The following is a 26,112-nucleotide window of genomic DNA, read 5'->3' on the forward strand; positions in this document are numbered from 1 at the left end:
CACGACATCCATGCGCGCACGATGCGCCGCAACAGTGTGTGGCCACGCCCGTCACGGCGCCAATCCCCGGTTGGCGCAAGGCCGCCTTGCGCCATCATCTCGCACTTGACCTGTCGCATCGCCGGGATTATGCAATTGTTATGTTATAACGTAATTGGATTTCAGCGATGCGACAGGTCAGGTTCGCCCGGGGGATGGCTTTGGCCGCCGTGATGGGCGGCATGTTCACGGCCCTACCGGTCATGGCCCAGGAACAGATGGCGGATGCGTCCAGTACGCATGATCGCGTGGATGAGATCATCGTCACTGCCTCCCCTATGGGTACACGTCAATTCGATATCCTGCAGGGCGCCTCGTCCCTGTCCGGCGAAGCCCTGGACCGCGCATTGTCCACCACCCTGGGCGAAGCGCTGGACCGTCTGCCGGGCGTGTCGCAGACGGCCTTTGGCCCGGGCGCATCACGCCCCGTGATCCGGGGCCAGGGCGGTGATCGTATCCGTATCCTATCCGGTGGCATCGGCAGCATCGATGCCAGCAGCACCAGCCCCGACCATGCCCCGGCGCTCGATCTGGCCACGGCCAGGCGGGTGGAGGTGCTGCGCGGGCCGGCCACCCTGCTTTATGGCAACAATGCCATGGGGGGCGTCGTCAATGTCCTGGACGGACGCATTCCCATCGCCGAGCCCAAGGACGGTGCGGATGGCTTCGTCCGGCTGGGCCTGGGCAGCAATGCCGACGAGCGCTCGCTGGCGGCAGCGGTCGATGCCAAGCTGAGCGGCCCGTTCGTCCTGCATCTGGATGGATTCTGGCGCCGGACGAATGATTACAAGGTGCCGGGCTTCCTGGAATCCCGCGCCCTGCGCGCCGCCGAGGACCATGACCATGACCATGACCATGATCATGATCACGAGCATGAGAACGAGGAGCCGGCCCGCGGCCGGGTCGCCAACAGCGACCTGACCCAGAAGGGGGCGACGGCCGGCCTGTCCCATATCGCCGATTGGGGCTTCATGGGCGTCAGTGTCAGCCGCTTCAAGAGCAAGTACGGCATCGCCGCCGGCCACACCCACGCCGACGGCCACGATCATGATCATGATCATGATCATGACCACGACGATGATCACGACCATGACCATAGTGAGGAAGGCCCCGTGCGCATCGGCCTGGCCCAGACCCGCGTGGACCTGATGGGGGAGATCAACCAGCCCTTCGCCCTGTTTCAGACGACGCGCATCCGCTTCGGCTGGGCGGATTACGAACACAAGGAGTTTGAGGGCGACGAGGTCGGAACCCGCTTCCTGAACACGGGCTGGGAAGGCCGCCTGGAATTCGTGCAGAAGGCGTTCGGCAACCTGTCCGGGGCCATGGGTGTGCAGGCTTCCAAGCGCGATTTCGAGGCCATTGGCGAGGAAGCCTTCGTGCCGCCCAGCGATACGGTGCAGATGGGTGTCTTCACCCTGCAACGGCTGGACCTGGCCCCCTTCGCCCTGGAGGGTGGCTTCCGCCTGGAGCAGCAGGAGGTGAAGGCCGACAGCATCGGGTTCGACCGCGACTTCACGACCTTCTCCGTCTCCGCCGGCGCTTCGCGGCAATTGGGCAATGGCTGGATGACGGGCATCAGCCTGTCACGGACCGAACGCGCCCCGAACGCAGAGGAATTGCTGTCTGACGGACCGCATCTGGCCACCAGCACCTATGAGCTGGGCGACCCAACACTGGGCAAGGAGACGGCACTGGGGGTGGAAGCCACGATCCGGAAGTCCGGCGGCCCGGTCACGGGCTCGATCAACCTGTTCCTGACAGACTATGGCGATTTCATCTATGAGCGCTTCACCGGCGCGGAGGATGACGGCCTGCCGGTGGCGCAGTTCACCGCCACCGACGCCCGTTTCTGGGGCGTGGAACTGGAAGCCGCCGCCACGCTGCTGCGCAACGACAGCCTGGCGGTGATCTGGGATGCGGGCCTGGATTATGTCCGCGCCACGGACCGTTCCAACGATACGCCCCTGCCCCACATCCCCGCCCTGTCGCTGCGCACGGGCCTGGGGGTGGAACTGTCGAGCATCGCCGCCCATGTCGAGATGGTCTGGACGGACAGGCAGAAGCGAACAGCCGGCTTTGAGTTGCCGACCGACAGTTCGACGGTCTTCAACGCCTCGGTCGACTGGCACCCCTTCCCCAGCCAGGATATTACCCTGCTGCTGGAGGGCCGCAACCTGACGAACGAGGAGGTGCGGTACAGCACCTCCTTCCTGAAGGACATGCTGCCGCAGCCCGGCCGCGATATCCGCGTTTCCATGCGCGCGGGCTTCTGACCGGAAGGATCGCCCCTGTTCCCGGCGGGGACGGCATCCGTTCCCCCTGGAACGGACATTGGTGCCGGCCGGCGGTCTATGCTAGGACGCTGGCCGGCACCAATCCGCCCCGCGCGGGGCGATATGCAAGGGAATGTGGGAGATGACGAAGCTTGTCCTGATCCGCCATGGCCAGAGCGTCTGGAACCAGCTAGACCTGTTCACGGGCTGGACCGACGTCGACCTGTCGCCGCAGGGGGTGGAGGAAGCCAAGGAAGCCGGCGTGAAGCTGCAGGCCGCCGGCTTCGATTTCGACATCTGCCACACATCCCTGCTGAAGCGCGCCATCAAGACCAGCAATCTGGCGCTGGAGGCGATGGACCGCATCTGGGTGCCGCAATACAAGAACTGGCGCCTGAACGAGCGGCATTATGGCGGCCTGCAGGGCCTGAACAAGACGGAGACGGCGGCCAAGCACGGGGCCGACCAGGTCAAGATCTGGCGCCGCTCCTACGACATCGCCCCCCCGGTCCTGGCAGAGGATGACGAGCGGCTGCCCGACGCCGATCCGCGCTATGCCGACCTCTCCAAGGATCAGTTGCCGCGCACCGAAAGCCTGAAGGATTGCGTGGCCCGCGTCGTCCCCTACTGGACCGAGGTCATCGCCCCGCAGGTGAAGGCCGGCAAGCGCGTGCTGGTCGCCGCCCATGGCAACAGCCTGCGCGGCCTGGTCAAGTATCTGTCGGGCATGGGCGACGAGGAGATCGTGCAGTTCGAGATCCCGACGGGCAAGCCCATCATCTATGAACTGGATGCCGACCTGAAGGCGCGCGACCGGTACTTCCTGGATTGATGCCCGGGACGGGGCGGCGTCCTGCCCGCCCCGTCAACCCTTTCTGGCATAGGCGTAATCATAGAGCCCCTGGAACCCCAGGCGGCGATAAAGGGCCAGGGCCGGTGCATTGCCGGTGCCCACCTGAAGATAGGCGCCCGTCGCGCCGTCGGCCGCGGCCCGGACCATCATGTCCGACATCAGCCGGCGGCCATATCCCCGGCCCCGCTGGTCGGGCCGGCCGGCAACCTTGAAGAAGCCCGCCCAGCCGCGGTCGATCACGGCCATGCAGGCGGCCACGGGCACCCCGTCCTGCATCAGCAGGGCGAAACGGGCATCGGCCGTTATGGCCGACAGGATGGACGTCAGGGCCGGCATCTCCTGATCCGGAACGGGCACCATCGTGCGGTAAGCATCCAGCCAGGCCGGATGAAAACCGCTCAAAACATGCACATCCCTGTCGAATGCGTGTTCAAACCCGTCCCCCGCCAGTTCCCGCCACAGCACATGGCTCTCGCTGGCCACGGTATAACCACGCAGCAGCAGGCGGCCCAGCAACCCGGGCGGCGACAGGGGCGTCAGGCGGAACATGGGCGGCAGGGACTGGCGGCGATAGGCCTGTTCCACGGCCAGGATGCCGTCGTCATCCATCGCTGCCATCGGCACCAGGGCATTGGCCGAATTGGCCCTTCCCGTATGGCCATCGGCGAAATAGACCGCCCAGCCGCGGTGGACCATCCGGCGCGGTGCCGGCCAGGCGGTCATCGCCAGGTCTTCCAGCAGGGCGATGTCATCGATGCGGTCGGGTGAAAGCATGGAACCCGGAGCCTCCCTCGCCAAGAAATGGGCCGGTCATATGCTGCCATGCTGAAAAACAAGGGCGCCATGCCAAGGTCGGGGGGCCGACACGACCATTGCCGCACCGCCGAAGCGTTGACGCAGGCGGGGGTTAGGCGTAAGTCACTCGGGCGATTTCTTTGTCTCAAAAGTCGCCGGCGGATACCCCGCCGGGCGTCGCGCCCCTGGCGGGGGAGCGGTGCGGGATCCCACCCCGGCACACACCAAGGACGAAAGAGAGATGACCGACACGCCTGCGGCCCGACGGCAACGGCCCTTGTCCCCCCACCTGCAGGTCTACCGGCTACCCTTGCCGGCCCTGACCTCCATCGCCCACCGCATCACCGGCGTGGGGCTGACCGTTGGCACGCTGCTGCTGGTCTGGTGGCTGGTCGCCGCCGCCGCCGGCCCGGATGCCTACGCGACGGCCAGCGGCTTCATCGCCTCGCCCATCGGCCTGTTGCTGATGTTCGGCTGGACGGCGGCGCTCTGGTACCACCTGCTGAACGGCCTGCGCCACCTGATCTGGGACGGCGGCCGGATGCTGTCCCTGGAACAGTCCTATTCCAGCGCCAAGCTGGTCATCGGCGGTGCCGTCGTGGCGACCGTGGTGACCTGGGTCGTGGCTTTCGCGGTCTGACGGGGGACAAGATGGCCAACGATACCAACAGCTTCCGCTCGCCCATCGGCCGCGCTCGCGGCCTGGGCCCCGCCAAGTCGGGCGTTCACCACTGGCTGGCCTACCGCATCGGCGCGGCCGGGCTTGCCGTGCTGACCATCCTTTTCGTCATCCAGGTCCTCTGCCTTGTCGGCGCGCCCTATGAACAGGTGATCGCCACCTTCAAGCAGCCCTATCCGGTCATCCTGACCGTGCTGTTCCTGGGCTTCACCTTCCACCATGCCGCCTATGGCATGCAGGAAGTGTACGAGGATTACATCCAAGGCAAGCTGGCCAAGCTGACCGCCATCGCGCTGACCAAGGGTCTGGCGCTGGTGCTGTTCCTGGCCTCGTCCTTCGCCGTCCTGAAGATCGCTTTCGGAGCCTGACATCATGGCGACCGCTTACAAGATCATCGATCACGAATATGACGTGGTTGTCGTCGGCGCCGGCGGCGCCGGTTTGCGCGCTACCTTCGGCATGGCCGAAAAGGGGCTGAAGACCGCCTGCATCACCAAGGTGTTCCCCACCCGCAGCCATACCGTGGCGGCACAGGGCGGCATCTCGGCCGCCCTTGGCAATATGGGCAATGACGACTGGCGCTACCATATGTACGACACCGTCAAGGGGTCGGACTGGCTGGGCGACCAGGACGCCATCGAATATATGGTGCGCGAGGCCATCCCCGCCATCATCGAGCTGGAACATCAGGGCGTGCCCTTCAGCCGCACGGCCGAGGGCAAGATCTACCAGCGCGCCTTCGGCGGCATGACCACCGAATATGGCAAGGGCCAGGCATACCGCACCTGCGCGGCCGCCGACCGTACCGGCCATGCCATGCTGCATACGCTCTATCAGCAGAGCCTGCGCCACCATGCCGAATTCTTCATCGAATATTTCGCCCTCGACCTGCTGATGGACGAGGAAGGCGTGTGCCGGGGCGTGCTGGCCTGGAACCTGGACGATGGCACCATCCATCGCTTCCGCGGCCACCAGACGGTGCTGGCCACCGGCGGCTATGGCCGCGCCTATTTCTCCGCCACCTCGGCCCATACCTGCACGGGCGACGGCGGCGGCATGGTGCTGCGCGCCGGCCTGCCCTTGCAGGACATGGAGTTCGTGCAGTTCCACCCGACCGGCATCTATGGGTCCGGCTGCCTGATCACCGAAGGTGCGCGCGGTGAAGGCGGTTACCTGACCAACAGCGCCGGCGAGCGCTTCATGGAGCGTTACGCCCCGTCCGCCAAGGACCTGGCCAGCCGCGATGTGGTCAGCCGGTCCATGACGATCGAGATCCGCGAGGGTCGCGGCGTCGGCGAACACAAGGACCATATCCATCTGCATCTGGAGCATCTCGCGCCGGAAGTCATCCATGCCCGCCTGCCCGGCATCGCCGAGTCGGCCCGCGTCTTCGCCGGCGTGGATGTGACCAAGGAGCCGATCCCGGTCCTGCCGACCGTCCATTACAACATGGGCGGCATCCCGACGAACTATCGCGGCGAGGTGATCCGCCCGACGGCCGAGAACCCCGATCAGGTGGTGCCCGGCCTGATGGCCATCGGCGAGGCCGCCTGCGTGTCGGTGCATGGCGCCAACCGCCTGGGTTCCAACTCGCTGCTCGACCTTGTGGTGTTCGGCCGTTCGGCCGCCATCCGCGCGGCCGAAATCGTCACCAAGGGCGCCCCGCACAAGACCATTTCCAACGACAGCACCGACAAGGCGCTGGCCCGTCTGGACAAGGCCCGCTTCGCCAAGGGCGGCACGCGCGTTGCCCATCTGCGTCTGGAGATGCAGCGGATCATGCAGAACAACTGCGCCGTTTTCCGCACCGGCGAGGTGCTGAACGAGGGCGTGGAGATGATGCGCCAGGTCTGGGCCAAGCGTCCGGATGTGCAGGTGACCGACACCTCCATGATCTGGAACAGCGATCTGGTGGAGGCGCTGGAGCTGGACAACCTGATGTATCAGGCCGTCGCCACCATCAATTCCGGCGCCAACCGCCAGGAATCCCGTGGCGCCCATGCCCGCGAGGATTTCAGCGAGCGTGACGACGAGAACTGGATGAAGCACACCACCGTCTGGGTGGACGAGACGGGCAAGCCGACCATCGACTATCGCCCGGTCCATCTCTACACCCTGACGAACGAGGTGGAAGTGTTCCCGCCGAAGAAGCGCGTCTACTAAGCGTCACGATCTGAGAGGGCTTCATCCATGGCTGAATTCTCCCTGCCCGCCAACTCGAAGGTCGTGCCCGGCAAGACCGTCAAGTCGGCTTCTGCGGATGCCAAGCGCACCCGCACCTTCCGTATTTATCGTTACGATCCCGACAGCGGCGAGAACCCGCGGGAAGACAAGTACGAAATCGACCTGGACAAGTGCGGTCCCATGGTTCTGGACGCGCTGATCCACATCAAGAACGATGTCGACAGCACCCTGACCTTCCGCCGTTCCTGTCGCGAGGGCATCTGCGGTTCCTGCGCCATGAATATCGACGGGCGCAACACGCTGGCCTGCCTGAAGCCGATCGGCGAGGTGAAGGGCGACGTCAAGATCTACCCGCTGCCACACCAGCCGGTGGTGAAGGACCTTGTCCCCGACCTGAACCAGAACTATGCGCAGCTGGCCTCCATCAAGCCCTGGCTGCAGACGCAGAGCACAGCCCCCTCGCGCGAACGGCTGCAAAGCCCGGAAGAGCGGGAGAAGCTGGATGGTCTCTACGAATGCATCCTGTGTTTCTGCTGCACCACGTCGTGCCCCAGCTACTGGTGGAACGGCGACCGCTATCTGGGTCCGGCGGTTCTGCTGCAGGCCTATCGCTTCATCGCCGACAGCCGCGATGAAATGACGGGTGAGCGTCTGGACGCGCTGGAGGATCCGTTCCGCCTCTATCGCTGCCATACGATCATGAACTGCACCCAGACCTGCCCGAAGGGTCTGAACCCGGCCAAGGCCATCGCCGAGATCAAGAAGCTGATGGCCGCCCGCGCCGCCTGACCGGCACGCAACGGGTATCGACAGGCAAAGCCGCCGGGGATACCCCCGGCGGCTTTTTCTTTGTCATGTTCCAGCCGCCTTCCCTGACAAAATACCGTTTTGAAGGCGGTGATCAGCCCGGAACAGCCTGGGTCAGGATGCCGTCGGCCAGGGTGCAGCGCAGGGCACGCCGCTGCGGACCCTCGAAACTGTCCTTGCGGCTCACGATGGTGAAGGGCTGGTACACGGTCTGGAGGGTGCCGCTCGTCGACAATTCCGGCAGATCGAAGGAAATACGGTATCGGTCGCCATAGCTGCGGTGTACCTCCCGCCGGCAGACATCCGTTGCCGTGCGCGGCGTGCTGTAGGCCCCCCGTTCCGCATCGCCCTCATTGACCTTGATGGAACAAGCCCCCAACAAGCCCATAGCCGCAATGGCCAGCATGGCAAGACCGGAACCCCGGATGGTACGCGACATCTGAACCCCCATCATATTCGTGACGGGGCGATCATGCCGACGGGCAGCAGCACGGCGCAACCAGCGTTACCCGGCCGTTACCGATTGAATTTCTTGTGAAATGAACAGGGCGCCCGCGTCGCTGAACGGTAAATGGTGCGTTGCGCCGCCATGCGCGTTCAGGCCCCGCTGCCGTCGCCTTCGGCCGGCTGCACCTGATGCTTCATGATCACGGGGATCTGGGCCAGGGAAAAGGCGATGGACAACGGCATGATGCCGAACACCTTGAAATTCACCCACATCTCCGTGCCGAAGCTGCGCCAGACGATCTCGTTCAGCAGGGCCAGCGCCAGGAAGAACCAGGCCCAGCGCACGGTCAGGATACGCCAGCCCGTCTCCGTCATCTCCAGCGCGGCCCCCAGCACCACCTTCAGCAGGTTGCGCTTCAGAATCAGGCCCGCAAACAGCGTACCTGCCAGCAGCAGATTGACGACCGTCGGCTTGATCTTGATGAACAGTTCGTCGTTCAGCCACAGTGTCAGGCCGCCAAAGACCAGCACGAAGAAGCAGCCGACCACCGGCATGACCGGCAGGCGCCGTTCAAGCAGCCAGCTTGCGGCCAAAGCCACACTGGTGGCGGCCATGAAGACACCCGTACCGGCCATCAGGCCATAGCGGGAATTGATGACGAAGAACAGGGCCAGCGGCCCCGCCTCCAATGCCAGGCGCAACAAGGGATTCATGGGCGCAAGCTGTACCTGTAACCATCGCGCCGCACCAGTGCGGAGTTGCCGTTCAAGGCATGAAACTTCGCTTTCCCCCGCCCTATGAAAGGAGTAAAGCCCGAGGAGCGGGATGTTTTCTTTGCGGGGGAGAAGGCCGATGATCCGTGCCTACCGCATGGTCGCAGGTCGAAACGAGGCGGTGGACGGCACGCCGGGGCCGGACGCGCTGCGGCAATCCTGCTGGATCGACCTGAACGCGCCCAGCGCCGCCGAAAGGCGCCTGGTCGAGCAGACCTTCGGGATCGAGCTTCCGACGCGCGAGGAGATGCGCGAGATCGAACTGTCCAGCCGGCTTTACCGCGAGGCGGGCGGGGCCTTCATGACAGCCACCGTCCTGTGCCGCGCCGATGCGCCCGTGCCGGAAACGATGGACATCACCTTCGTCCTGACGGGGGAGACGCTGATCACCCTGCGGTTTGATGATCCCAAGCCGTTCTACGGCTTCCACAATCAGGTGTCCCGGCAAAGCGTGCGGCTGGACAGCGGCGTGTCGGCCTTCCTGTCCCTGTTGGACGCCATCCTGGACCGGATCGCCGATGTGCTGGAGGGTGCAGGGCGCGATGTCACCGCCGTGGCGCAGGAACTGATCGACGGGCATCAGGGGCACCTGAATTCCGATCAGCAGCATCTGCTGCTGAAGCGGGTTTCCCGCGCCCACGACCTGACGGCCAAGGCACGGGAAAGCCTGGTCACCCTCACCCGCATCATCGCCTTCACCGCCACCGTGCGCGAACTGGCCAATGACAAGGGGCTGCGCCCCCGGTTGAAGACGCTGGGCCAGGACGCGCAATCGCTGGCCGACTACACGGCCTTCCTGTCATCCAACATCGCGTTCCAGCTGGATGCGCTGCTGGGAGTCGTGGGGATCGAACAGAACAATATCGTGAAGATCTTTTCCGTGGCGGCCGTGGTCTTCCTGCCGCCGACACTGGTTGCCAGCATCTATGGCATGAATTTCCACTTCATGCCCGAGCTTGACTGGCCCTACGGCTATCCGATGGCCCTGGCGCTGATGGTGATGTCGGTGATCGTGCCGTTCCTTTACTTCAAGCGGCGCGGCTGGCTGTAGGGCCATTTCTCCTGGCCGCCTGCTTTCGCGCAGCGGTCAGGAGAAACAAGGGCAGGTTTGGCGGATCATTCCGCCGCGGCACTGATGGGTGCCAGCGGACGGCGCCAGCGGGCCAGCAATTCCGCCTCTTCCGCCTTGGCCTTGGCCAGATGCTCATCCTTCACGTGGCCGAAACCGCGGATATTTTCCGGCACCGAGGCAATTTCCACGGCCAGAAGGGCATTGGCGGGGGACAGGCCGGCCAGCAGTTCCTCCACCACCGCGATATAGTCAGTGATGAGCTGACGTTCCATCACCCGTTCCGGGTTGCGGCCGAAGACATCCAGGCTGCCGCCGCGCAAGCCCTTCATCTTCGCCAGCAGCTTGAAACCCAGCATCATGGCCGGCCCGAATTCCTGCTTCTTCAGGTGGCCTGTCACGGGATCACGCAGGGCGGTGGCCGGCGGGGCCAGATGGAATTTCAGCTTGTAATCGCCCTCGAACTGGGCGGCGATCTGCGCCTGGAAACGGCCGTCGCTGTAAAGCCGTGCCACCTCGTACTCGTCCTTGTAGGACATCAGCTTGAACAGATAGCGGGCGACGGCACGCGACAGGCCGTCGCGACCCGGCGTGCGTTCCGTTTCCACGGCCTGCACGCGGGTAACCAGCGCCTTGTAACGGCCGGCATAGGCGGCATCCTGATAGTCGGTCAGATAGGCGACACGGCGTTCCACCATTTCCGCCAGAGTCTCCGACGCGCGGCGGTGGCCGAAGGCACCCGACTTGTCCGGCTTCGGGGTCGCAGCGGCGATGACGCGGGCCGGATCGACGGCGGCACGGCGGCCCCAGCGGAAGGCGTCCGTATTCATCTTCACGGCCGCCCCGTTCATCTCGATAGCCTTTTCGATCGCCGCGGCGGTGGTCGGGACCAGCCCCTTCTGCCAGGCATAGCCCAGCATGAACATGTTGGTGGCGATGCTGTCACCGCACAGCGCCGTGGCGATCCGTGCGGCATCGATGGCCGACACCGCATCGGCACCGCCCACGCCGGATGCGATGGTGCGCGTCAGGCCGGCGGACGGCACCGTGGCGTCCGGATTGCTGATGAAGGCAGCCGTCATCGTCTCCGCCGTATTGACCACGGCATGGGTGCGGCCGGGCGCCATCTTCGACAGGGCATCGGCATTGGCGGCCACCACGATGTCACAGGCCAGGACAAGGTCAGCCCCGCCGGCGACAATGCGGTTCGCGTGGATCTGATCGGGCCGTTCAGCGATCCGCAGGTGACTGGTCACCGAACCGCCCTTCTGGGCCAGGCCCGCCATGTCCATGGCGGTGAATCCGCGGCCTTCCAGATGGGTCGCCATACCCAGGATGGCGCCGATGGTGACCACGCCCGTCCCGCCGATACCGGTGACCAGGATGTTCCAGGGCTTGTCCAGGGGACTGATCTCCGGCTCCGGCAGCACTCCCCAATCCTCGCCCTTCACGGCAGCCGGCTTGGGCTTCTTCAGCGCGCCACCCTCCACCGTCACGAAGCTGGGGCAGAAGCCCTTCAGGCAGGAGAAATCCTTGTTGCAGGAGGATTGGTCGATCTGGCGCTTCCGGCCGAACTCCGTTTCCACCGGCACCACGGACAGGCAGGATGACTTGGCCGAACAATCACCGCAGCCTTCGCAGACCAGTTCGTTGATCACCACGCGCCGCGCGGGATCGGGGTACTTGTTCCGCTTGCGACGACGACGCTTTTCCGCCGCACAGGTCTGTTCATAAATAAGGACCGTGACGCCCTTCTCCTGTCGCAGGTCCCGCTGAACCTGATCCAGTTCATCACGATGGAACACCTTGGTGCCATGCGGCAGACCCCGGCCCAGCCCGTATTTCTCCGGCCCGTCGCTGACCACCACGATGCGCGACACGCCCTCCGCATCCAGTTGCTGGGCGATGTCGTAGACCGACAGGGTGCCGTCCACAGGCTGGCCGCCCGTCATCGCGACCGCGTCATTGTAAAGAATCTTGTAGGTGATGTTCACCTTGGCCGACACGGCCGCACGCACGGCAAGGATGCCGGAATGGAAATAGGTGCCGTCCCCCAGATTGGCGAAGACGTGCCCTTCCTCGGTGAAGTTCGACTGGCCGATCCACTGCACGCCCTCGCCGCCCATCTGGCTGAACACATCGGTGCTGCGGCCCATCCAGGTGACCATGTAATGGCAGCCGATGCCGGCCAGACCACGGCTGCCCTCGGGCAGGCGGGTGGAGGTATTGTGCGGGCAGCCGGAACAGAAGAACGGGGTGCGCACCACAGTGGATGAAGGCGTATTCTGCCGCACCCGGTGTTCCATACGGGCCAGGCGCTCCGACACATACTCGTTCGGCCCGAAGGCCAGGATGCGGGCCGCCAGCACGCGGGCGATATCCACGGGGCTCAGTTCCGCCTTCTCCGTGAACAGCGGCTTGCCCATCTCGTCGGTCTTGCCCAGGACGCGCGGGCGGCGATCCCAGTGAAATAGCTGTTCCTTGATCTGGCTTTCCAGGACGGAACGCTTTTCCTCCACGACCAGCAGTTCCTCGGCCGGATGCGCGAAATCGCGCAGGCCCACCGGCTCCAGCGGCCAGGCCATGGCCACCTTGTAGATGCCCAGACCCCACTGCGTGGCCATCTCCTCGTTGATTTCAAGCTCATCCAGCGCCTGGCGCACATCCAGATAGGATTTGCCGATGGTGATCAGGCCGAGACGCGGGGCGGCATGGCCGAACACCACCTTGTCCAGACGATTGGCGCGGGCAAACGCGCGGGCGGCGTCCAGCTTCCAATCGATCATCCGGGCTTCCTGGATCAACGGCGTGTCATGCAGCCGGATGTTCAGGCCGCCGGGCGGCAGTTCGAAATCGGTCGGCACCTGCAATTGCACACGTCGCGGATCGATATCGACGATGGCCGTGGTGTCGATCGTGTCGGCGATGCAGGTGAACCCGACCCAGGCGCCGGCATAGCGCGACAGGGCGAAGCCCGCCAGGCCCAGATCCAGGAACTCCTGGACACCGGCCGGATTGATGGTCGGCATGAAGGCATGGATGAAGGCCTGATCCGACTGGTGCGGCAGGGTGGAGGATTTGCAGCTGTGATCATCGCCGGCGAAGGCCAGCACGCCGCCATGCCGGCTGGTGCCCGCAAAATTCGCATGCTTGATGGCATCGATGGACCGGTCCACGCCGGGGCCCTTGCCGTACCAGATGCCGAACACGCCATCGACCTTGGCGCCCCGCCACAGGTTCACCTGCTGGCTGCCCCAGACGGCCGTGGCGCCCAGTTCCTCGTTCACGCCGGGCTGGAAATGGATGCCGCCGCGCCCCAGAAACTTGCGGGCCTGCCACAGCGCCTGATCATAGGCACCCAGTGGTGACCCGCGATAACCGGAAATGAAGCCGGCCGTGTTCAAGCCCGCGGTCTGGTCACGCTGCCTTTGCAGCATGGGCAGCCGCACCAGAGCCTGGGTGCCTGTCATGAAGACACGCCCCTGCTCCAAGGCGTATTTATCGTCCAGCGAAACGGTCGCAAGCGCGCGGGCGGCATCAGCCATCGGAACCCTCCCCTTTCGGGCCGACACATACGGCCCGAATAATGACCCGGATTAACATCACGGTAACCCACAAAATAGGTCAGTTCTACTGACTTATTTTAGAACCCGATTCCGCGCTTTCCCGACCGATTGATGCAGGATGGCCCGCCATAATAGGGCAATATTGCTGCCGCATTGCGGTGGTGCAGTGCAACATCGCCATGGTGGGTCCGACGCGGGCGAGAATCGGCAAAGACCCTATGCATCGGGTCAGGTGGAAGGATGCGCCCGTCCCGATGCGGTGGGAGTAAATATGGTTTCCATGATGTGAATTTGTCGGCCGGATTGGAATTGTCGGTGACCACGGAACAGGCGCTGCGGCAATCGCTGATCCTGCATCAGCGCTACCTGGAAGGCCGGCCGGGCGGCAGACGGCTGGAATTGAAGTCACTGGAACTGCGTGGCGGGCAGCTTGATGGTGCCGACATGCGAACGGCCCTGTTGAGCGGGGTCAACCTGGAGGAAGCGCATCTGCGCGCTTCCCTCCTGGATGGGGCCGACCTGTTCGGCGCCAACCTGGCCAGGGCCGATATGGAAAGCGCCAGCCTGGTCTCCGCCGACCTGCGCGGGATCAACCTGGCCGGCGCCAATCTGCGACAGAGCCGGTTCGACCGTGCCGACCTGCGCCAGGGTCAGCTTGTCATCTGGGTCGGCAAGGTCCAGCAGAAGGTCATCCAGACGGCCAACCTGAGCAATGCCGATATGGCCAATGCCTCACTGGCCGGGGCCGACCTGTCGGGGGCCGACATGCGCAATGTCAACTTGGCTGGCGCCGACCTGGCCGGCGCGCATCTGTTCGCGGCCAACCTGTCAGGCGCCGATCTGCGGGGAAGCAATTTCACCGAAGCAAAAATGAAAGGCGCCATCCTGGACAATGCCCAGGTTGCCGGTGCCAATTTCGCCCGCGCCGACCTGCGCGATGCCCGGCTGCGCAATGTCTGCCCCACCGACGCCAACTTCAAGGCGGCCTACACCGACGGCGCACGTTTCAGCGCCGATCGCGGCAAGCTGTCCGCCCTCCTGCGCGATGCCATCGCGGAGCACCAGCGCTGGGTCATCACCAATGGGCGGGAAGGCCAGCGCATGGTGATGCTGAAGCCCGACCTGTCCGGGGCCGACCTGACGGGCTGTGACCTGTCGGGCGCCGAACTGACCTATGCCCGGTTCGACAAGGCCAATCTGAGGGAATCGGTGTGGCGCATGGCAAAGCTCACCGGTTCCAGCTTTCGCGGGGCGGAACTGCGCGACGCCGTATTCGACGGGGCCAACCTCTTCCGGGCCGACCTGCGGGAGGCAAGCCTGCTGGATACGCAGTTTGGTCCCGTCCCGCTGCGCGACGCAGACGGAAAGTCACTGGACCGCGACTGGCCGGCGGACCTGCGGGAAGCCAACCTGGCGGGGACCGATGCCCGTGGCGCGGTCATGCGCAAGGCCCGTCTGGAGGGTGCAAGCTTCACCAACGCCAATTTCGCCGCCGCCGACCTGCGCGGCGCCATATTGGACGGCAAGGCGCGATCGGCGCCCGAACTGCGGCGGGCCCGGATCGACTGACGCCGACCACCCCCTGTCCCGTTGGCATTGCGGCAGGTGACGCGGGGGGCTTGGCTGCGCTAGGCTCACGGTAGCAACGATAAAGCACCGCGATCCGGAAAACATCCCGCCATGTCCAAACACAAGACCGATCCCGCCAGCCTTCCCTATCGCCCCTGCGTCGGCATCATGCTGATCAATCGCGATGGCCATATCTTCGTCGCCAAACGCACCGACACCCCTGGCGCCTGGCAAATGCCCCAGGGCGGCATCGACGACGGGGAAACACCGGCCATGGCCGCCCTGCGCGAACTGGAGGAGGAAATCGGCACGGCCAAGGCGGAAATTCTGGCCGAAAGCACGCAATGGCTTTCCTATGACCTGCCGCCGCATCTGGTCGGCAAGGTGTGGGGCGGCCGCTATCGCGGCCAGACACAGAAATGGGTGGCCTGCCGGTTCACGGGCAGCGATGCCGATATCGACATCGCCACACAGCATCCGGAATTCGACGCCTGGCAATGGGTGCCGATCAACGAATTGACACGGCTCATTGTGCCCTTCAAACGGGCAACCTATGAGCAGGTGGTGGCGGAACTGGGCCATATGGCCGTGCCGGGCTGACCCGGCCGCCCCCGCCACGCCCCGTCCCTTTGCAGGTTTCGCTTTCCATGAACAGTCAGAAACATCCAGCGATCCACCTGAACCCCTCCCTGGACCGGCCGGCGATCGGCCGGGCGTTGCAGGCCGGCCGGCGTGCGCAGGTGAAGAACATCTTCCCGAAGCCCGTTGCAGACGCCCTTTACGAATGCCTCAGCAAACAGGTGCCCTGGAATACGATCTTCAGCGAGGGGGACCAGAAGGTTCATGCCCTGCACCCCACCCAGGTGGCGGCCATGACGCCAGCCCACCATCAATGGCTGACACAGTTTGTCATCGACAGGGCCCGGGACGGATACCAGTCCTTATACGAGAATTACCCGATCTGGGACCTGCTGGATAAGAAGATCGCGCCCGATCTTTATGTGTTCCGGTTCGTGGAATTCTTCAACAGTCCGGAATTCCTGGATTTCATCCGCGAAATCTCCGGCGTGGACAGCATCGCCATGACCGATGCGCAGGCGACCCTGTTCCGCAACGGTCATTTCCTGGCCCGCCATACCGATGGCGATTATCGGACCAAGGGCCGGCGGATGGCCTATGTGCTCAACATGACGCCCGTCTGGCGGACCGAATGGGGCGGCATCCTGGAATTCACCGACGATGACGGCAATGTCATCGACGGCTTCATGCCGGCCTATAACACCCTCAACCTGTTCTATGTGCCCAGTTGGCACCATGTCAGCTATGTGACCCCGTTCGCCGCCGCCGGGCGCTACGGGATCACGGGCTGGCTGCGGGACGCGACCTGACCGGCAGGAAGGAACGCCCCCCGTGACACGGCCACCGATCCAGAATAATCGTCAGGCCGACATCATGCGGCTGATCCAGCAGGGCATGGCGGCACACCGGGCCGGACAGCTATCCGTGGCGGCGGATTGCTTCAAGGCCGTTCTGCGGCTGCACCCCTCGCACCCCGATGCGCTGCAGCTTCTGGGCCTGACCGCCAAGGCCGCAGGCCGTCCGGCGGAAGCAGAGGACTGGATGCGCCGGTCGATCGCGGCCGCCGCCAACCAGCCGCATGTGCATAACAATCTCGGCAATCTCCTGCTGGACCGTGGCGATGCGGCGGGGGCGCTGGCTGAATATGACCGGGCGGTCCGCATCCGGGCCGATTATCGCGATGCCTGGTTCAACCGCGCCAAGGCTTTGGGCATGCTGGGCCGCCATCCGGATGCGTTGGCCAGCCTGGATCGGGCCCTGGCGCTGACACCCGATCATGTGCCGGCATTGGTCAATCGCGGTGTGACGCTGTTGCAGTTGAAGCGTCTTGACGACGCTGAGGCCAGTCTGCGCCGCGCCCTGCAGCTGCTGCCCCACTCGGCCCGTGCGCATATGAATCTGGGACTGGTCCTGAAACATCGGGGCCGGTTCCATGACGCCGAAACCCATTACCGCCAGTCGCTGGCCCAGGACCCACGGCACTGGGAAAGCTGGTTGAACCTGGGCAACTGCCTGTCCGCCCTCAACCGCCCCGACGAGGCCATCCATGCCTATCGCCATGCCTTGACGCTGAATATCCTGGACAGGGACATTCATACGAACCTGTCCAAGCTGCTCTGGCGCACGGGGCGGACGGAGGAGGTTCTGGCCTCCTACGAGTTGTTGCGTCAGCAGATGCCGGATTCCCCAGATGCCATGCTGCTGATTGCCGAAGCGCTGGCCGAGTTCGGGCACCACGATGAGGCGGAAGCGGAATTCCGGTCCCTGATGGGAAAGGCACCCGACCGGGCCGCGGTCTTCACCGCCTTCGGCAACCTGATGCTACGGCTCCAGCGGCCCGCGGAGGCCTTGACGGCCTTTGACCGTGCGACCGCCCTGGACCCCGGATCGGGCGCCCCCCTGAACGGTCTGGCAGAGGCAGCGTTACGGCTTGGCCAGCCTGATACCGCCCTGCCCGCCACCTCCCGCGCCCTCGGCCTGGATGGCAGCGATCAGACGGCACTGGCCATGCGCGGGCTGGCTCTCGGCCTGCTGGGCGACCATGCGGCCCTGAACGTGCTGAACGACTATGACCGGTTCGTGCGCCCCATCCGGTTGCCGGTCCCGGACGGGCACGGCTCGATGCCGGATTTCAACCGCACCCTGCTGGAAACACTGGACGCGCTTCACCGGACAACCAGCCTCGCCCCGATCGACCAGACCCTGCGGCACGGCACCCAGACATCGGAGAACCTGTTCGACCGGCAGGATCAGCCCCTGGCGCTGCGTCAGTTGCAGCAGATGATCACGCAGGCCGTGAAAGATTATCAAGCGGTTCTGCCAGCGGAGGATGGTCATCCATTCCTGTCACGGCCAGGGCGGGCCGATCTCAGGCGGGCGGATCTCTCCTTCGTGGGTTCATGGTCGTCCCGTCTGCATGATCAGGGTTTCCATACCGACCATATCCATCCGGCGGGCTGGATCAGCGGCGTCTATTATATAGAGGTGCCGCCTTCCTGCCGTGACCAGTCGCGGCAGGAAGGCTGGTTGCGGTTCGGCGTGCCACCGTTTCTGCCCGGTCTGCGTACGCCCGCCCGAACCATCCAGCCCGACGAAGGATTGCTGGTCCTGTTCCCTTCCTATTTCTGGCATGGGACCAACCCGTTTTCGGGTCCGGAATACAGGACCACGATCGCCTTCGACCTCGCCCCGTCCTGACACCCGCCATCGGCGGGGCGGACAGCCAAACCGAAAGCCCGCAAATAAAAAAACGGCCCCGCAGAAACGGGGCCGTTTTCAATTCGTCATGCCGGCCGTCCAGCTTGCGCCTTCGGACCTGCAAGGATCGCCGGGCCGGAAGATGATGGCCGAAGCCACCATCCCCCGATCCCGCGAACCGGTACCGTCTTCGCGATTAGAACCGGGCGTTCATGCCGACGAAGAAGCGGCGGCCGACAACGTCATAGACCGACGGATCGGTACCGGCCTGCACGTTGCTCGGATACAGGCGCGGCTGCTGGTCGAACAGGTTGTTCACGCCGGCGCGCAGGGTGACGCCGTCGGTGACCTGCAGACGACCCAGCAGATCGAAGTACCAGGTGGCCTTCACGCCCGGCTCCGAACCCGTCGGATCGACACCGTTGCGGTTGTACTTGTGGTCCATCTTGTGGATGTACCGGGTACGCAGGGAGACCGCATAGCTCTCCTGGCTGTAGGTCGTCATCAGCGTGCCCTTCCATTCCGGCAGGGCGTCGCCGATTTCGTCACCGATGGAGCCGGCATAACGCTCGAAGGCGTCGCCCGGCGCGATCTGCTCGTCAAACTTGTCGAGCCACGACACGAGCATGTTGAAGCTCAGGTCACCCGCGTCGTTCGGCAGTTCGAAGCCATAATCGACCTGAACGTCAACGCCGGCCGTCTTGATGGTCGACAGGTTGCGAACGAACTGCTGGATCTCGTCGGGGGCGCCGGTGGCGTCACGAACGAAGGCCGTGCAGTACGGGTTGGAGGCCGAGAAGTCCGGGTTGTAAGCCGGGTCATAGCAGCGGTTGACGGTCGTCGGCGCGTCGATGGAGCCGATCGCGTCCTTGATCTTGATGTTGTAATAGTCGACCGACAGCGAGAAACGATCGAAGGCCGGCGAGTTGAACGGCGAGGTGATGACGGCGCCGATCGTGAACGTGTCGGCGGTTTCTTCCGACAGGTTCGGGTTACCACCGGTCAGCGCCGAGTACTGGGAGTTCATCTGCGTGTAGCTGTCGATCACCGCCGAAGCAATACCGGTTGCCTGGCAGAGCTGACGGACCTGGGCGGCGTTCGGGCCGGTACGGGCCGCGCTGCCGATATCGCAGGGATCGTTACCCTGCGGGTTGTCGTCGTTCTGCGGCTGGTACAGCTCGTTGATGTTCGGCGCGCGGACAGCGCGCTGATAACCACCGCGCAGGCGGAGCTGATCGATGATGGTCCAGTCACTCTCGATCTTGTAGCTGCTGAAGGTGTTCGCAGCGGAGTGATCGGAGTAACGATAACCACCGGTGATGTTGAAGGCCTGGACGCCCGGCAGGTCGGACAGGATCGGGATCAGGATTTCAGCGTAGAGATCCTTGTTGTCCACCGAACCGGCCAGCGGCTGCTGGGCATTGAAGCCGGCAACGTCGCCGGTCGCCAGCACCGAGTCGGGAACGAACTCGTAGCTCTGCTTCCAATACAGACCACCAACCGCGAAGCCGACGGAACCGGCCGGCAGCGTGAACATGTCGTCGAAGTCGCCTGACAGGGTGAATTCGGCCACGTCATGCTTGATGGTGGTGGTGTTCTTCGCCGTCACGCCGATATAGGCGGCGCATTCGTCGGAGATGTTCTGCGAGCCGAAGATGTCCAGGCCGCCGGCGCACAGCGAGGCACCACCATCGGCGGCATCCAGCAGACGCTCAACGGCGGTCACCGAAGCGTTGCCATCCTGACGCTCGGTCAGGTCGACACGGCCATGGGCGCCGTAGATATCCCAGTTCCAACCATTCTCAAGCTGGCCGCGGAAGCCGCCCAGAACCTGATAGACATTGTTGGAATAGGTGGAAACGCGAGGCCCGAGACCCGTGAAGCGCGTACGCATCAGGAAGTCTTCGTCCGCGCCGGAACCGGGGAGGACCGGCGAGTCACCCGTACGAGAGGCCAGCAGGGCACGCAGGTCGGCCGACAGGAACGGGTTGGTCACCGGAACGGTGAAGAACGCGCCAGCGGCCGGGTTGGTGATGTTGCTGGTCGTCGGCGCCGGGCTGGAAGCCAGGGCCGTCGTCGCATTGTAGTTCGTGAAGCTGGTCTGGGCATAGACCTCGATCGCGTCCGTCAGCTTGTAATGGGCGACGGAATTGACCGACATACGCTCCAGCGGCAGGATCAGGTTGTTCTGCGGCTCGAAGTTGAAGCTGTAGAAGTCGGGGAAGAAGTTCTGCGCGACGGTGTCGTCGATCTCACCACGGTAGTTCTGCACGTCGAACGCCGCGCTGGAATTACCGACGGCGAACAGGCTCTTGTCCGTGTTGAAAGCGAAGGTGCCGGTGCGGGACACCAGACCGGCGCCGACGCCATAGGAACCGAACAGCGCATCGACCGCGGCCTGCGTCGGCGCGTTCGTGCCGATCGGCACATAGGTCGACATCGGGAAGAACGACGTCGTGCTGGTGGCCTGGGCGGAATAGGAACGGGCGCCCTTGCCCATCTGCGCGCGCTTGGCGTAGTTGACCGAAACGGCCACGTTGCCACGGCCATCGGCGAAGTTGCCGCCCACGGTCAGCGTGCCGGAATATTCCTCGGCGTCGCCACGATCGGAGATGCCGTACTGGGCATCGGCCTCGGCACCCTCGAAGTCGCGCTTCAGGATGAAGTTGACAACACCGGCGACGGCGTCGGCGCCGTACACGGCGGACGCACCGCCGGACACCACTTCCACGCGCTCCACCAGAGCGGACGGGATGGTGTTCACGTCGACGATACCGGCAGCGCCCGACGGGGTCGGACGGCGGCCGTTGACCAGCACCAGGTTACGGTTGGCACCAAGGCCGCGCAGGTTGACGCGGGCCTGACCACCGGCCGAGGGGTTGTTCGACGTGGTCGTCACGTCGGGCACCACCTGCGGCAGCTGGTTCAGCAGGGCTTCCGGCGTCAGCGAACCGGTGTTCGCAAAAGCCTCGGCGCTGACGGTGGTGATCGGGCTGTTCGCCATGTAATCGGCGCGCGCGATGCGCGAACCGGTCACCACGATTTCTTCGATCTGGGTCTGATCCTGGGCGAACGCCGGGACGGCGGTCATGGCGGCGCCGACCGCAGCGCCAGCCATCAGGAAGCTGCGGATCGATCGCGCGGAATATACGGACTGCTTCATCTATCTCTTTCCCTTTTCCTGGTGCCCTTTGATGGACACCGATGGGGTTGCCCCAGGCTCCGGACACTGATCAGCGCCGAAGCCACCCGCCCCTGCCCTTTCCTGGAAGCCAGTAGGCCGGACGAGCCGCATAGCTGCTGCCCGCAAATAACAATCTAATCTCTCGCGCTTGCAATAGGTGTTTCACAATGGTGACTCAACATTGCCGCCACCGTTGCATCTTTGCACTGATACCGTCCGCAGCGCGGGGAATCCGCGGAACACCCCCGGATCGGCGGGGGGGCGGGCGGTGCAGGCGTGTAACACCTTTGTATCCGCCATTCAGAGGGCGTCACGCCCCTTCCCGATCATTTTGCGACGCAAGAATTGTTGCTATTGTAACATTCAGATGATCGCGGGTCGCCTGTTCGGCATTTTCGATCATACCGGCCACCGCGGGTAGCCAAGCGGGCGAAAAACGGCCCACGATCTCCAGATCACCGCGAATCGCAAGGTCCAGGGCATGGTGCAGGTCACACAGGGTCAACCTGTGGATGTCCCGGCTTAGGACCCAAGCACCGCGGGACGTGCGCTCCACCCAGCGGACCCCACGCAGGGTTTCCAGCATATTGTCGATGACCGATGCCCCCACCGGCACGCGCCGGGCGATTCCCTCACGCCGCAGGCCCAGGCCGTGGCTGCTGGCCTGATGCAGCACGTCGATGACCCCCAGCGCCACAACGAAGCGCTGCGCCGGCGGCAATCGGTCCCCGATTCCGTCGATATCACCGTGCAGGCGCCCGGACCGCCATTCAGGCAGCGATGCCGTCAGCTCCGCACCGAACAGCACGACCGACCACAAGGTGTAAAGCCAGAGAAGGAAGATCGGGATGACCGACAAGGCCCCGTAGATCGCCTCATAAGTGGGGAACAGGGCCAGATAGAAGGCGAATCCAGTCTTGGCCAGCTCCGTTGCCAGGGCGGCGACGACGCCGCCCGCCAGCGCGTCCTTCCAGGCAACCTCGCGGTTGGGGATGGCCACATACATCAAGGTGAAGGCCGCCGCCTCGCAGATGAACGGGATCAGCGACAGCAGCATGGCCAGGCCCGGGGCGCTGTCCGCCTTGACCTGGGCCATCGCGCCGATACCCAGCGACAGGCTGGCCCCCAGCAGCAGCGGCGTCATGGTCAGAACCGCCCAGAAGGACAGCAGCCGCGTCAGCATGGGACGCGGTTCCACCGCCCGCCAGATGGCATTCAGGGCCCCTTCGATGGAGAAGAACAGCAGGATCGCCGTCACCGACAGACCGATGACCCCGAATCCGGTCAAGGCCCCCGCCTTGGTGACGAACTCCGCCGCATAGGACTGGATCTGGTCACCCACCTGCGGCACCAGACTTTGGAAAAGCATGTCCTCCGCCTGCTGGCGCAGTCGCCGGAAGGCCGGAAAGGCCGTGAAGATGGCAAAGATGACGGTCAGCAGAGGAACCAGCGCCAGCAGCGTCGTGTAGGTGAGCGAACTGGCGGCGTTGAAGCCGTTGTCACGCACGAACCGCCGTGCGGCATGCATGAGGATGGTTCCCCCGTCGCGCACCGGCCGGGGCACGCCCCGCTTCACCCAGTCCGAAAACCCTGCCCCGCCCCGCATGCGTTTGACCCTCATTTCCGTTCGTGTAGGATGCCCGCCAATTATGGCCGACCGGCCATGGCGGAGAGAAGCAAATGACGAACAGCGCCCCGACCCAAAGCAGCAGCCCGGTGCAGAACGGCCTGATGGCCGGCAAGCGCGGCCTTATCATGGGTGTCGCCAACGACCGTTCCATCGCCTGGGGCATCGCGCAGGTCGCAGCCCAGCATGGGGCGCAACTGGCTTTCACCTATCAGGGCGATGCGTTGCTGAAGCGCGTGAAGCCGCTGGCCGAGCAGGCCGGTTCCGATATCCTGCTGCCCTGCGACGTGACGGACGAGGCCAGCATCGATGCGGCCTTTGCGACGATCGCCGAGAAGTGGGGCGGCCTGGACTTCGTGGTTCATGCCATCGCCTTTTCCGACAAGAACGAACTGGACGGCCTCTATCTCAATACCAGCCGCGCCAATTTCCTGAAAAGCCTGGACATCTCCTGCTATTCCTTCACCGCCGTTTCCCAGCGCGCCGTGCCCTTGATGAAGGAAGGCGGCAGCCTGCTGACGCTCTCCTACTATGGGGCGGAAAAGGTCATGCCGCATTATAATGTCATGGGCGTGGCCAAGGCCGCCCTGGAAGCCAGCGTCAAGTATCTGGCCAACGATCTGGGGCCGCAGGGCATCCGCGTCAATTCCATCTCTGCCGGCCCCATCAAGACGCTGGCTGCCAGTGGCATCGGCGATTTCCGCTATATCCTGAAATGGAACGAGTTGAACGCGCCGCTGCGCCGCAACGTCACCATCAACGAGGTCGGCAATGCCGGCCTGTTCCTGCTGTCCGACCTGGGCAGCGGTGTGACGGGTGAAAACCTGCATGTCGACAGCGGCTATCACACGGTCGGCATGGTGCAGGTGGATGCCGCCGTGGAGACGGGCAAGCTGCTGGCCGGCATGGGCGAGGGCTGAGCGTAAATGGCGGGCAACAGCTTCGGCACCCTGTTCCGGTTCACCACCTTCGGCGAAAGCCATGGCCCTGCCATCGGCTGTATCGTGGACGGGGTGCCGTCGCGCCTTGCCCTGGACGAGGCTTTCATCCAGGGCTTCCTGGACAAGCGCAAGCCCGGACAGAACAAGTATGTCACCCAGCGGCGCGAGCCGGACCGGGTGCAAATCAAGTCTGGCACGTTTGAGGGGCGGACGACCGGCACGCCGGTCATGCTGTTCATCGAGAATGAGGACCAGCGGTCGAAGGATTACGGGGATATCAAGGACAAGTTCCGCCCCGGCCATGCCGACTACACCTATCAGGCGAAGTACGGCATCCGCGACTATCGCGGCGGCGGCCGGTCATCGGCCCGGGAAACCGCCAGCCGCGTGGCGGCCGGTGCCGTGGCGAGGCGCGTGCTGGAAACCGTGCCGGGCGGCCCCGTCACCATCCGCGCCGCCATGGTGCAGATGGGACCACACAAGATCGACCGGTCCCGCTGGGACTGGGCAGAGGTCGACCGGAACCCCTTCTTCTGCCCCGACGCGGATACCGCGGCGGCCTGGGCCGACTATCTGGATGTAGTGCGCAAGGCCGGTTCCTCGGTCGGCGCCGTGATCGAGGTGGTGGCCTCCGGCGTGCCCGCCGGCTGGGGGGAACCACTTTACGACAAGCTCGACAGTGACCTGGCTTGCGCCATGATGAGCATCAACGCCGTCAAGGGCGTGGAGATCGGTGCCGGTTTCGACGCGGCCTGCCTGACCGGGGAAGAAAATGCCGATCAGATGCGCGCCGGCCCGGACGGCAAGCCGGTCTTCCTGTCCAACAATGCCGGTGGCATCCTGGGCGGTATCTCCACGGGGCAGGATATTATCGTCCGTTTCGCGGTGAAACCGACCAGTTCCATCCTGACACCACGGCAGACGGTGGATTTGGAAGGACAGGAGACGGAGGTCCTGACCCGGGGACGACACGATCCCTGCGTCGGTATCCGCGCCGTGCCCGTGGGCGAGGCGATGATGGCCGTCGTGCTGGCCGACCATTTCCTGCGGGCCCGCGCCCTGGGACAATGACCCGCGCTCCCGCCCCTTTTCAAGCAGCGACCGGCGGGACTAGGATTGCGGGTCATTTCCAGCCCGTGGCCCGTCCGCCGATGTCCTGTCTTTCGCCCGACCAGATCGCCGCCTATCACCGAGATGGTTTCCTCATGCTGCCCGGATTCGCATCGGCGGCGGATTGTGATGCGCTGATGGCACGGGCAGCGACGCTGGTGGACGGGTTCGATGCCGACGCGCACGCCTCCATCTTCTCCACGGTCGACCAGCAGAAGACGTCCGACGACTATTTCCTGTCCTCCGGCGACGATATCCGCTTCTTCTTCGAGGAGGAGGCATTCGATGCCGAAGGGCGGCTGCGCCAGGACAAGCATCTGTCGATCAACAAGATCGGCCATGCCCTGCATGACCGGGACGCCCTTTTCGACCGTTTTTCCCGGGATGCGCGCCTGAGTGTGATCATGCGCGACATCGGCCTGTCGCAACCGCTGCTGATGCAGTCCATGTATATCTTCAAACAGCCCCGCATCGGTGGCGAGGTCGTGTGTCACCAGGACAGCACCTTTCTCTATACCGAGCCCATGAGCGTCGTCGGCCTTTGGTTCGCGATACAGGACGCGACCCTGGAGAATGGCTGCATGTGGGCCCGGCCCGGCGGCCATCGCGACGGGCTGCGGAAACGTTTCAGCCGGACGGCCGATGGCGGGGTCGGGATGACGGTACTGGATGACCGGACCTGGCCCGACTGCACCCCGGAAAACGGCTATGTGCCGCTGGAAGCGGCCCGCGGCACGCTGATCCTGCTGCATGGGTTGCTGCCGCACCTGTCCGGACCCAACCGGTCCGACCTGTCTCGCCATGCCTACGCGGTGCATGTCGTGGACGGGGCCTGTGCCTATCCGGCCGGCAACTGGCTGCAACGCCCCGCCGGGGACCCAGCACGCGGCTTCTGAAACCGCTTCCGCGGGATGCA

Annotated in this window: 20 protein-coding genes; 14 read left to right on the forward strand and 6 right to left on the reverse strand. The window is 64.5% G+C overall.

Annotation, left to right across the window (positions count from 1 at the left end; genetic code table 11):
- Positions 1 to 167 precede the first annotated feature (167 nt).
- Together ABC728_RS24525 and gpmA are read left to right on the forward strand one after the other, a co-directional pair.
- The gene (locus tag ABC728_RS24525; protein ID WP_416620094.1) at positions 168 to 2,315 is read left to right on the forward strand and encodes a TonB-dependent receptor; all 2,148 of its coding nucleotides are present in this window, start codon (positions 168 to 170) and stop codon (positions 2,313 to 2,315) included.
- A 142-nt stretch (positions 2,316 to 2,457) separates the two neighbouring features.
- Complete coding sequence (gene gpmA, locus ABC728_RS24530; protein ID WP_416620093.1) at positions 2,458 to 3,147, forward strand: 2,3-diphosphoglycerate-dependent phosphoglycerate mutase; 690 nt, start codon at positions 2,458 to 2,460, stop codon at positions 3,145 to 3,147.
- A 33-nt stretch (positions 3,148 to 3,180) separates the two neighbouring features.
- On the opposite strand, the gene ABC728_RS24535 is transcribed toward gpmA, so the two are convergent.
- Entirely contained in the window at positions 3,181 to 3,942 is a 762-nt protein-coding gene (locus ABC728_RS24535) for a GNAT family N-acetyltransferase (RefSeq protein ID WP_416620092.1), read from the reverse strand.
- A 262-nt stretch (positions 3,943 to 4,204) separates the two neighbouring features.
- Between ABC728_RS24535 and sdhC the strand changes: the two genes are divergently transcribed.
- From sdhC to ABC728_RS24555, 4 genes are read left to right on the forward strand one after another with little or no spacing between them, the layout of a single operon-like run.
- A complete protein-coding gene (gene sdhC / locus ABC728_RS24540; protein WP_416620091.1) occupies positions 4,205 to 4,603 on the forward strand; it encodes a succinate dehydrogenase, cytochrome b556 subunit in 399 nt (132 codons plus the stop codon).
- Between the two features lie 11 nt (positions 4,604 to 4,614).
- Entirely contained in the window at positions 4,615 to 5,010 is a 396-nt protein-coding gene (sdhD, locus tag ABC728_RS24545; RefSeq protein WP_416620090.1) for a succinate dehydrogenase, hydrophobic membrane anchor protein, read from the forward strand.
- Between the two features lie 4 nt (positions 5,011 to 5,014).
- Positions 5,015 to 6,805 carry a succinate dehydrogenase flavoprotein subunit gene (gene sdhA / locus ABC728_RS24550; RefSeq protein ID WP_416620089.1) on the forward strand — a complete coding sequence of 597 codons (1,791 nt, stop codon included), beginning with the start codon at positions 5,015 to 5,017 and terminating at the stop codon, positions 6,803 to 6,805.
- A gap of 27 nt (positions 6,806 to 6,832) precedes the next feature.
- Complete coding sequence (locus ABC728_RS24555) at positions 6,833 to 7,615, forward strand: succinate dehydrogenase iron-sulfur subunit (protein WP_416620088.1); 783 nt, start codon at positions 6,833 to 6,835, stop codon at positions 7,613 to 7,615.
- A gap of 112 nt (positions 7,616 to 7,727) precedes the next feature.
- On the opposite strand, the gene ABC728_RS24560 is transcribed toward ABC728_RS24555, so the two are convergent.
- Complete coding sequence (locus tag ABC728_RS24560; RefSeq protein WP_416620087.1) at positions 7,728 to 8,072, reverse strand: hypothetical protein; 345 nt, start codon at positions 8,070 to 8,072, stop codon at positions 7,728 to 7,730.
- A 158-nt stretch (positions 8,073 to 8,230) separates the two neighbouring features.
- Complete coding sequence (locus ABC728_RS24565; RefSeq protein WP_445376529.1) at positions 8,231 to 8,782, reverse strand: septation protein A; 552 nt, start codon at positions 8,780 to 8,782, stop codon at positions 8,231 to 8,233.
- A gap of 151 nt (positions 8,783 to 8,933) precedes the next feature.
- On the opposite strand from ABC728_RS24565, the gene ABC728_RS24570 reads away from it, so the two are divergent.
- Positions 8,934 to 9,905 carry a magnesium transporter CorA family protein gene (locus ABC728_RS24570; protein WP_416620085.1) on the forward strand — a complete coding sequence of 324 codons (972 nt, stop codon included), beginning with the start codon at positions 8,934 to 8,936 and terminating at the stop codon, positions 9,903 to 9,905.
- Between the two features lie 65 nt (positions 9,906 to 9,970).
- On the opposite strand, the gene ABC728_RS24575 is transcribed toward ABC728_RS24570, so the two are convergent.
- Entirely contained in the window at positions 9,971 to 13,468 is a 3,498-nt protein-coding gene (locus tag ABC728_RS24575) for an indolepyruvate ferredoxin oxidoreductase family protein (protein ID WP_416620084.1), read from the reverse strand.
- A gap of 312 nt (positions 13,469 to 13,780) precedes the next feature.
- Between ABC728_RS24575 and ABC728_RS24580 the strand changes: the two genes are divergently transcribed.
- The 4 genes from ABC728_RS24580 to ABC728_RS24595 all read left to right on the forward strand — a co-directional run bounded on the left by ABC728_RS24580 (position 13,781) and on the right by ABC728_RS24595 (position 18,334).
- Positions 13,781 to 15,058 (forward strand): pentapeptide repeat-containing protein, encoded by a 1,278-nt coding sequence (locus tag ABC728_RS24580; RefSeq protein WP_416620083.1) that lies wholly within the window; start codon positions 13,781 to 13,783, stop codon positions 15,056 to 15,058.
- A 111-nt stretch (positions 15,059 to 15,169) separates the two neighbouring features.
- A complete protein-coding gene (locus ABC728_RS24585) occupies positions 15,170 to 15,658 on the forward strand; it encodes an RNA pyrophosphohydrolase (protein ID WP_416620082.1) in 489 nt (162 codons plus the stop codon).
- A gap of 47 nt (positions 15,659 to 15,705) precedes the next feature.
- Positions 15,706 to 16,446, forward strand: a complete 741-nt coding sequence (locus tag ABC728_RS24590) for a 2OG-Fe(II) oxygenase (RefSeq protein WP_416620081.1) — start codon at positions 15,706 to 15,708, stop codon at positions 16,444 to 16,446.
- 22 nt (positions 16,447 to 16,468) lie between these two features.
- A complete protein-coding gene (locus tag ABC728_RS24595) occupies positions 16,469 to 18,334 on the forward strand; it encodes a tetratricopeptide repeat protein (RefSeq protein WP_416620080.1) in 1,866 nt (621 codons plus the stop codon).
- Between the two features lie 196 nt (positions 18,335 to 18,530).
- Here the strand turns inward: ABC728_RS24595 and ABC728_RS24600 are convergent, their stop codons facing one another.
- A complete protein-coding gene (locus ABC728_RS24600; RefSeq protein WP_445376530.1) occupies positions 18,531 to 21,497 on the reverse strand; it encodes a TonB-dependent receptor domain-containing protein in 2,967 nt (988 codons plus the stop codon).
- A 331-nt stretch (positions 21,498 to 21,828) separates the two neighbouring features.
- Positions 21,829 to 23,124: a YihY family inner membrane protein gene (locus ABC728_RS24605; RefSeq protein WP_416620078.1), complete on the reverse strand. Its 1,296-nt coding sequence runs from the start codon at positions 23,122 to 23,124 to the stop codon at positions 21,829 to 21,831.
- Positions 23,125 to 23,198: 74 nt separating this feature from the next.
- On the opposite strand from ABC728_RS24605, the gene fabI reads away from it, so the two are divergent.
- The 3 genes from fabI (at position 23,199) to ABC728_RS24620 (ending at position 26,092) form a co-directional block, all read left to right on the forward strand.
- Positions 23,199 to 24,065: an enoyl-ACP reductase FabI gene (fabI, locus tag ABC728_RS24610; protein WP_416620077.1), complete on the forward strand. Its 867-nt coding sequence runs from the start codon at positions 23,199 to 23,201 to the stop codon at positions 24,063 to 24,065.
- 6 nt (positions 24,066 to 24,071) lie between these two features.
- Complete coding sequence (aroC, locus tag ABC728_RS24615) at positions 24,072 to 25,157, forward strand: chorismate synthase (protein WP_416620076.1); 1,086 nt, start codon at positions 24,072 to 24,074, stop codon at positions 25,155 to 25,157.
- Between the two features lie 134 nt (positions 25,158 to 25,291).
- A complete protein-coding gene (locus ABC728_RS24620) occupies positions 25,292 to 26,092 on the forward strand; it encodes a phytanoyl-CoA dioxygenase family protein (protein WP_445376531.1) in 801 nt (266 codons plus the stop codon).
- Positions 26,093 to 26,112 lie beyond the last annotated feature (20 nt).

This window comes from Niveispirillum fermenti, assembly GCF_052474395.1.

Coding starts and splice junctions, on each gene's coding strand:
- ABC728_RS24525 (WP_416620094.1), top strand. CDS start 168: ATGCGACAGGTCAGGTTCGCCCGGGGGATGGCTTTGGCCGCCGTGATG.
- gpmA (WP_416620093.1), top strand. CDS start 2,458: ATGACGAAGCTTGTCCTGATCCGCCATGGCCAGAGCGTCTGGAACCAG.
- ABC728_RS24535 (WP_416620092.1), bottom strand. CDS start 3,942: ATGCTTTCACCCGACCGCATCGATGACATCGCCCTGCTGGAAGACCTG.
- sdhC (WP_416620091.1), top strand. CDS start 4,205: ATGACCGACACGCCTGCGGCCCGACGGCAACGGCCCTTGTCCCCCCAC.
- sdhD (WP_416620090.1), top strand. CDS start 4,615: ATGGCCAACGATACCAACAGCTTCCGCTCGCCCATCGGCCGCGCTCGC.
- sdhA (WP_416620089.1), top strand. CDS start 5,015: ATGGCGACCGCTTACAAGATCATCGATCACGAATATGACGTGGTTGTC.
- ABC728_RS24555 (WP_416620088.1), top strand. CDS start 6,833: ATGGCTGAATTCTCCCTGCCCGCCAACTCGAAGGTCGTGCCCGGCAAG.
- ABC728_RS24560 (WP_416620087.1), bottom strand. CDS start 8,072: ATGTCGCGTACCATCCGGGGTTCCGGTCTTGCCATGCTGGCCATTGCG.
- ABC728_RS24570 (WP_416620085.1), top strand. CDS start 8,934: ATGATCCGTGCCTACCGCATGGTCGCAGGTCGAAACGAGGCGGTGGAC.
- ABC728_RS24575 (WP_416620084.1), bottom strand. CDS start 13,468: ATGGCTGATGCCGCCCGCGCGCTTGCGACCGTTTCGCTGGACGATAAA.
- ABC728_RS24585 (WP_416620082.1), top strand. CDS start 15,170: ATGTCCAAACACAAGACCGATCCCGCCAGCCTTCCCTATCGCCCCTGC.
- ABC728_RS24590 (WP_416620081.1), top strand. CDS start 15,706: ATGAACAGTCAGAAACATCCAGCGATCCACCTGAACCCCTCCCTGGAC.
- ABC728_RS24600 (WP_445376530.1), bottom strand. CDS start 21,497: ATGAAGCAGTCCGTATATTCCGCGCGATCGATCCGCAGCTTCCTGATG.
- ABC728_RS24605 (WP_416620078.1), bottom strand. CDS start 23,124: ATGCGGGGCGGGGCAGGGTTTTCGGACTGGGTGAAGCGGGGCGTGCCC.
- fabI (WP_416620077.1), top strand. CDS start 23,199: ATGACGAACAGCGCCCCGACCCAAAGCAGCAGCCCGGTGCAGAACGGC.
- aroC (WP_416620076.1), top strand. CDS start 24,072: ATGGCGGGCAACAGCTTCGGCACCCTGTTCCGGTTCACCACCTTCGGC.
- ABC728_RS24620 (WP_445376531.1), top strand. CDS start 25,292: ATGCTGCCCGGATTCGCATCGGCGGCGGATTGTGATGCGCTGATGGCA.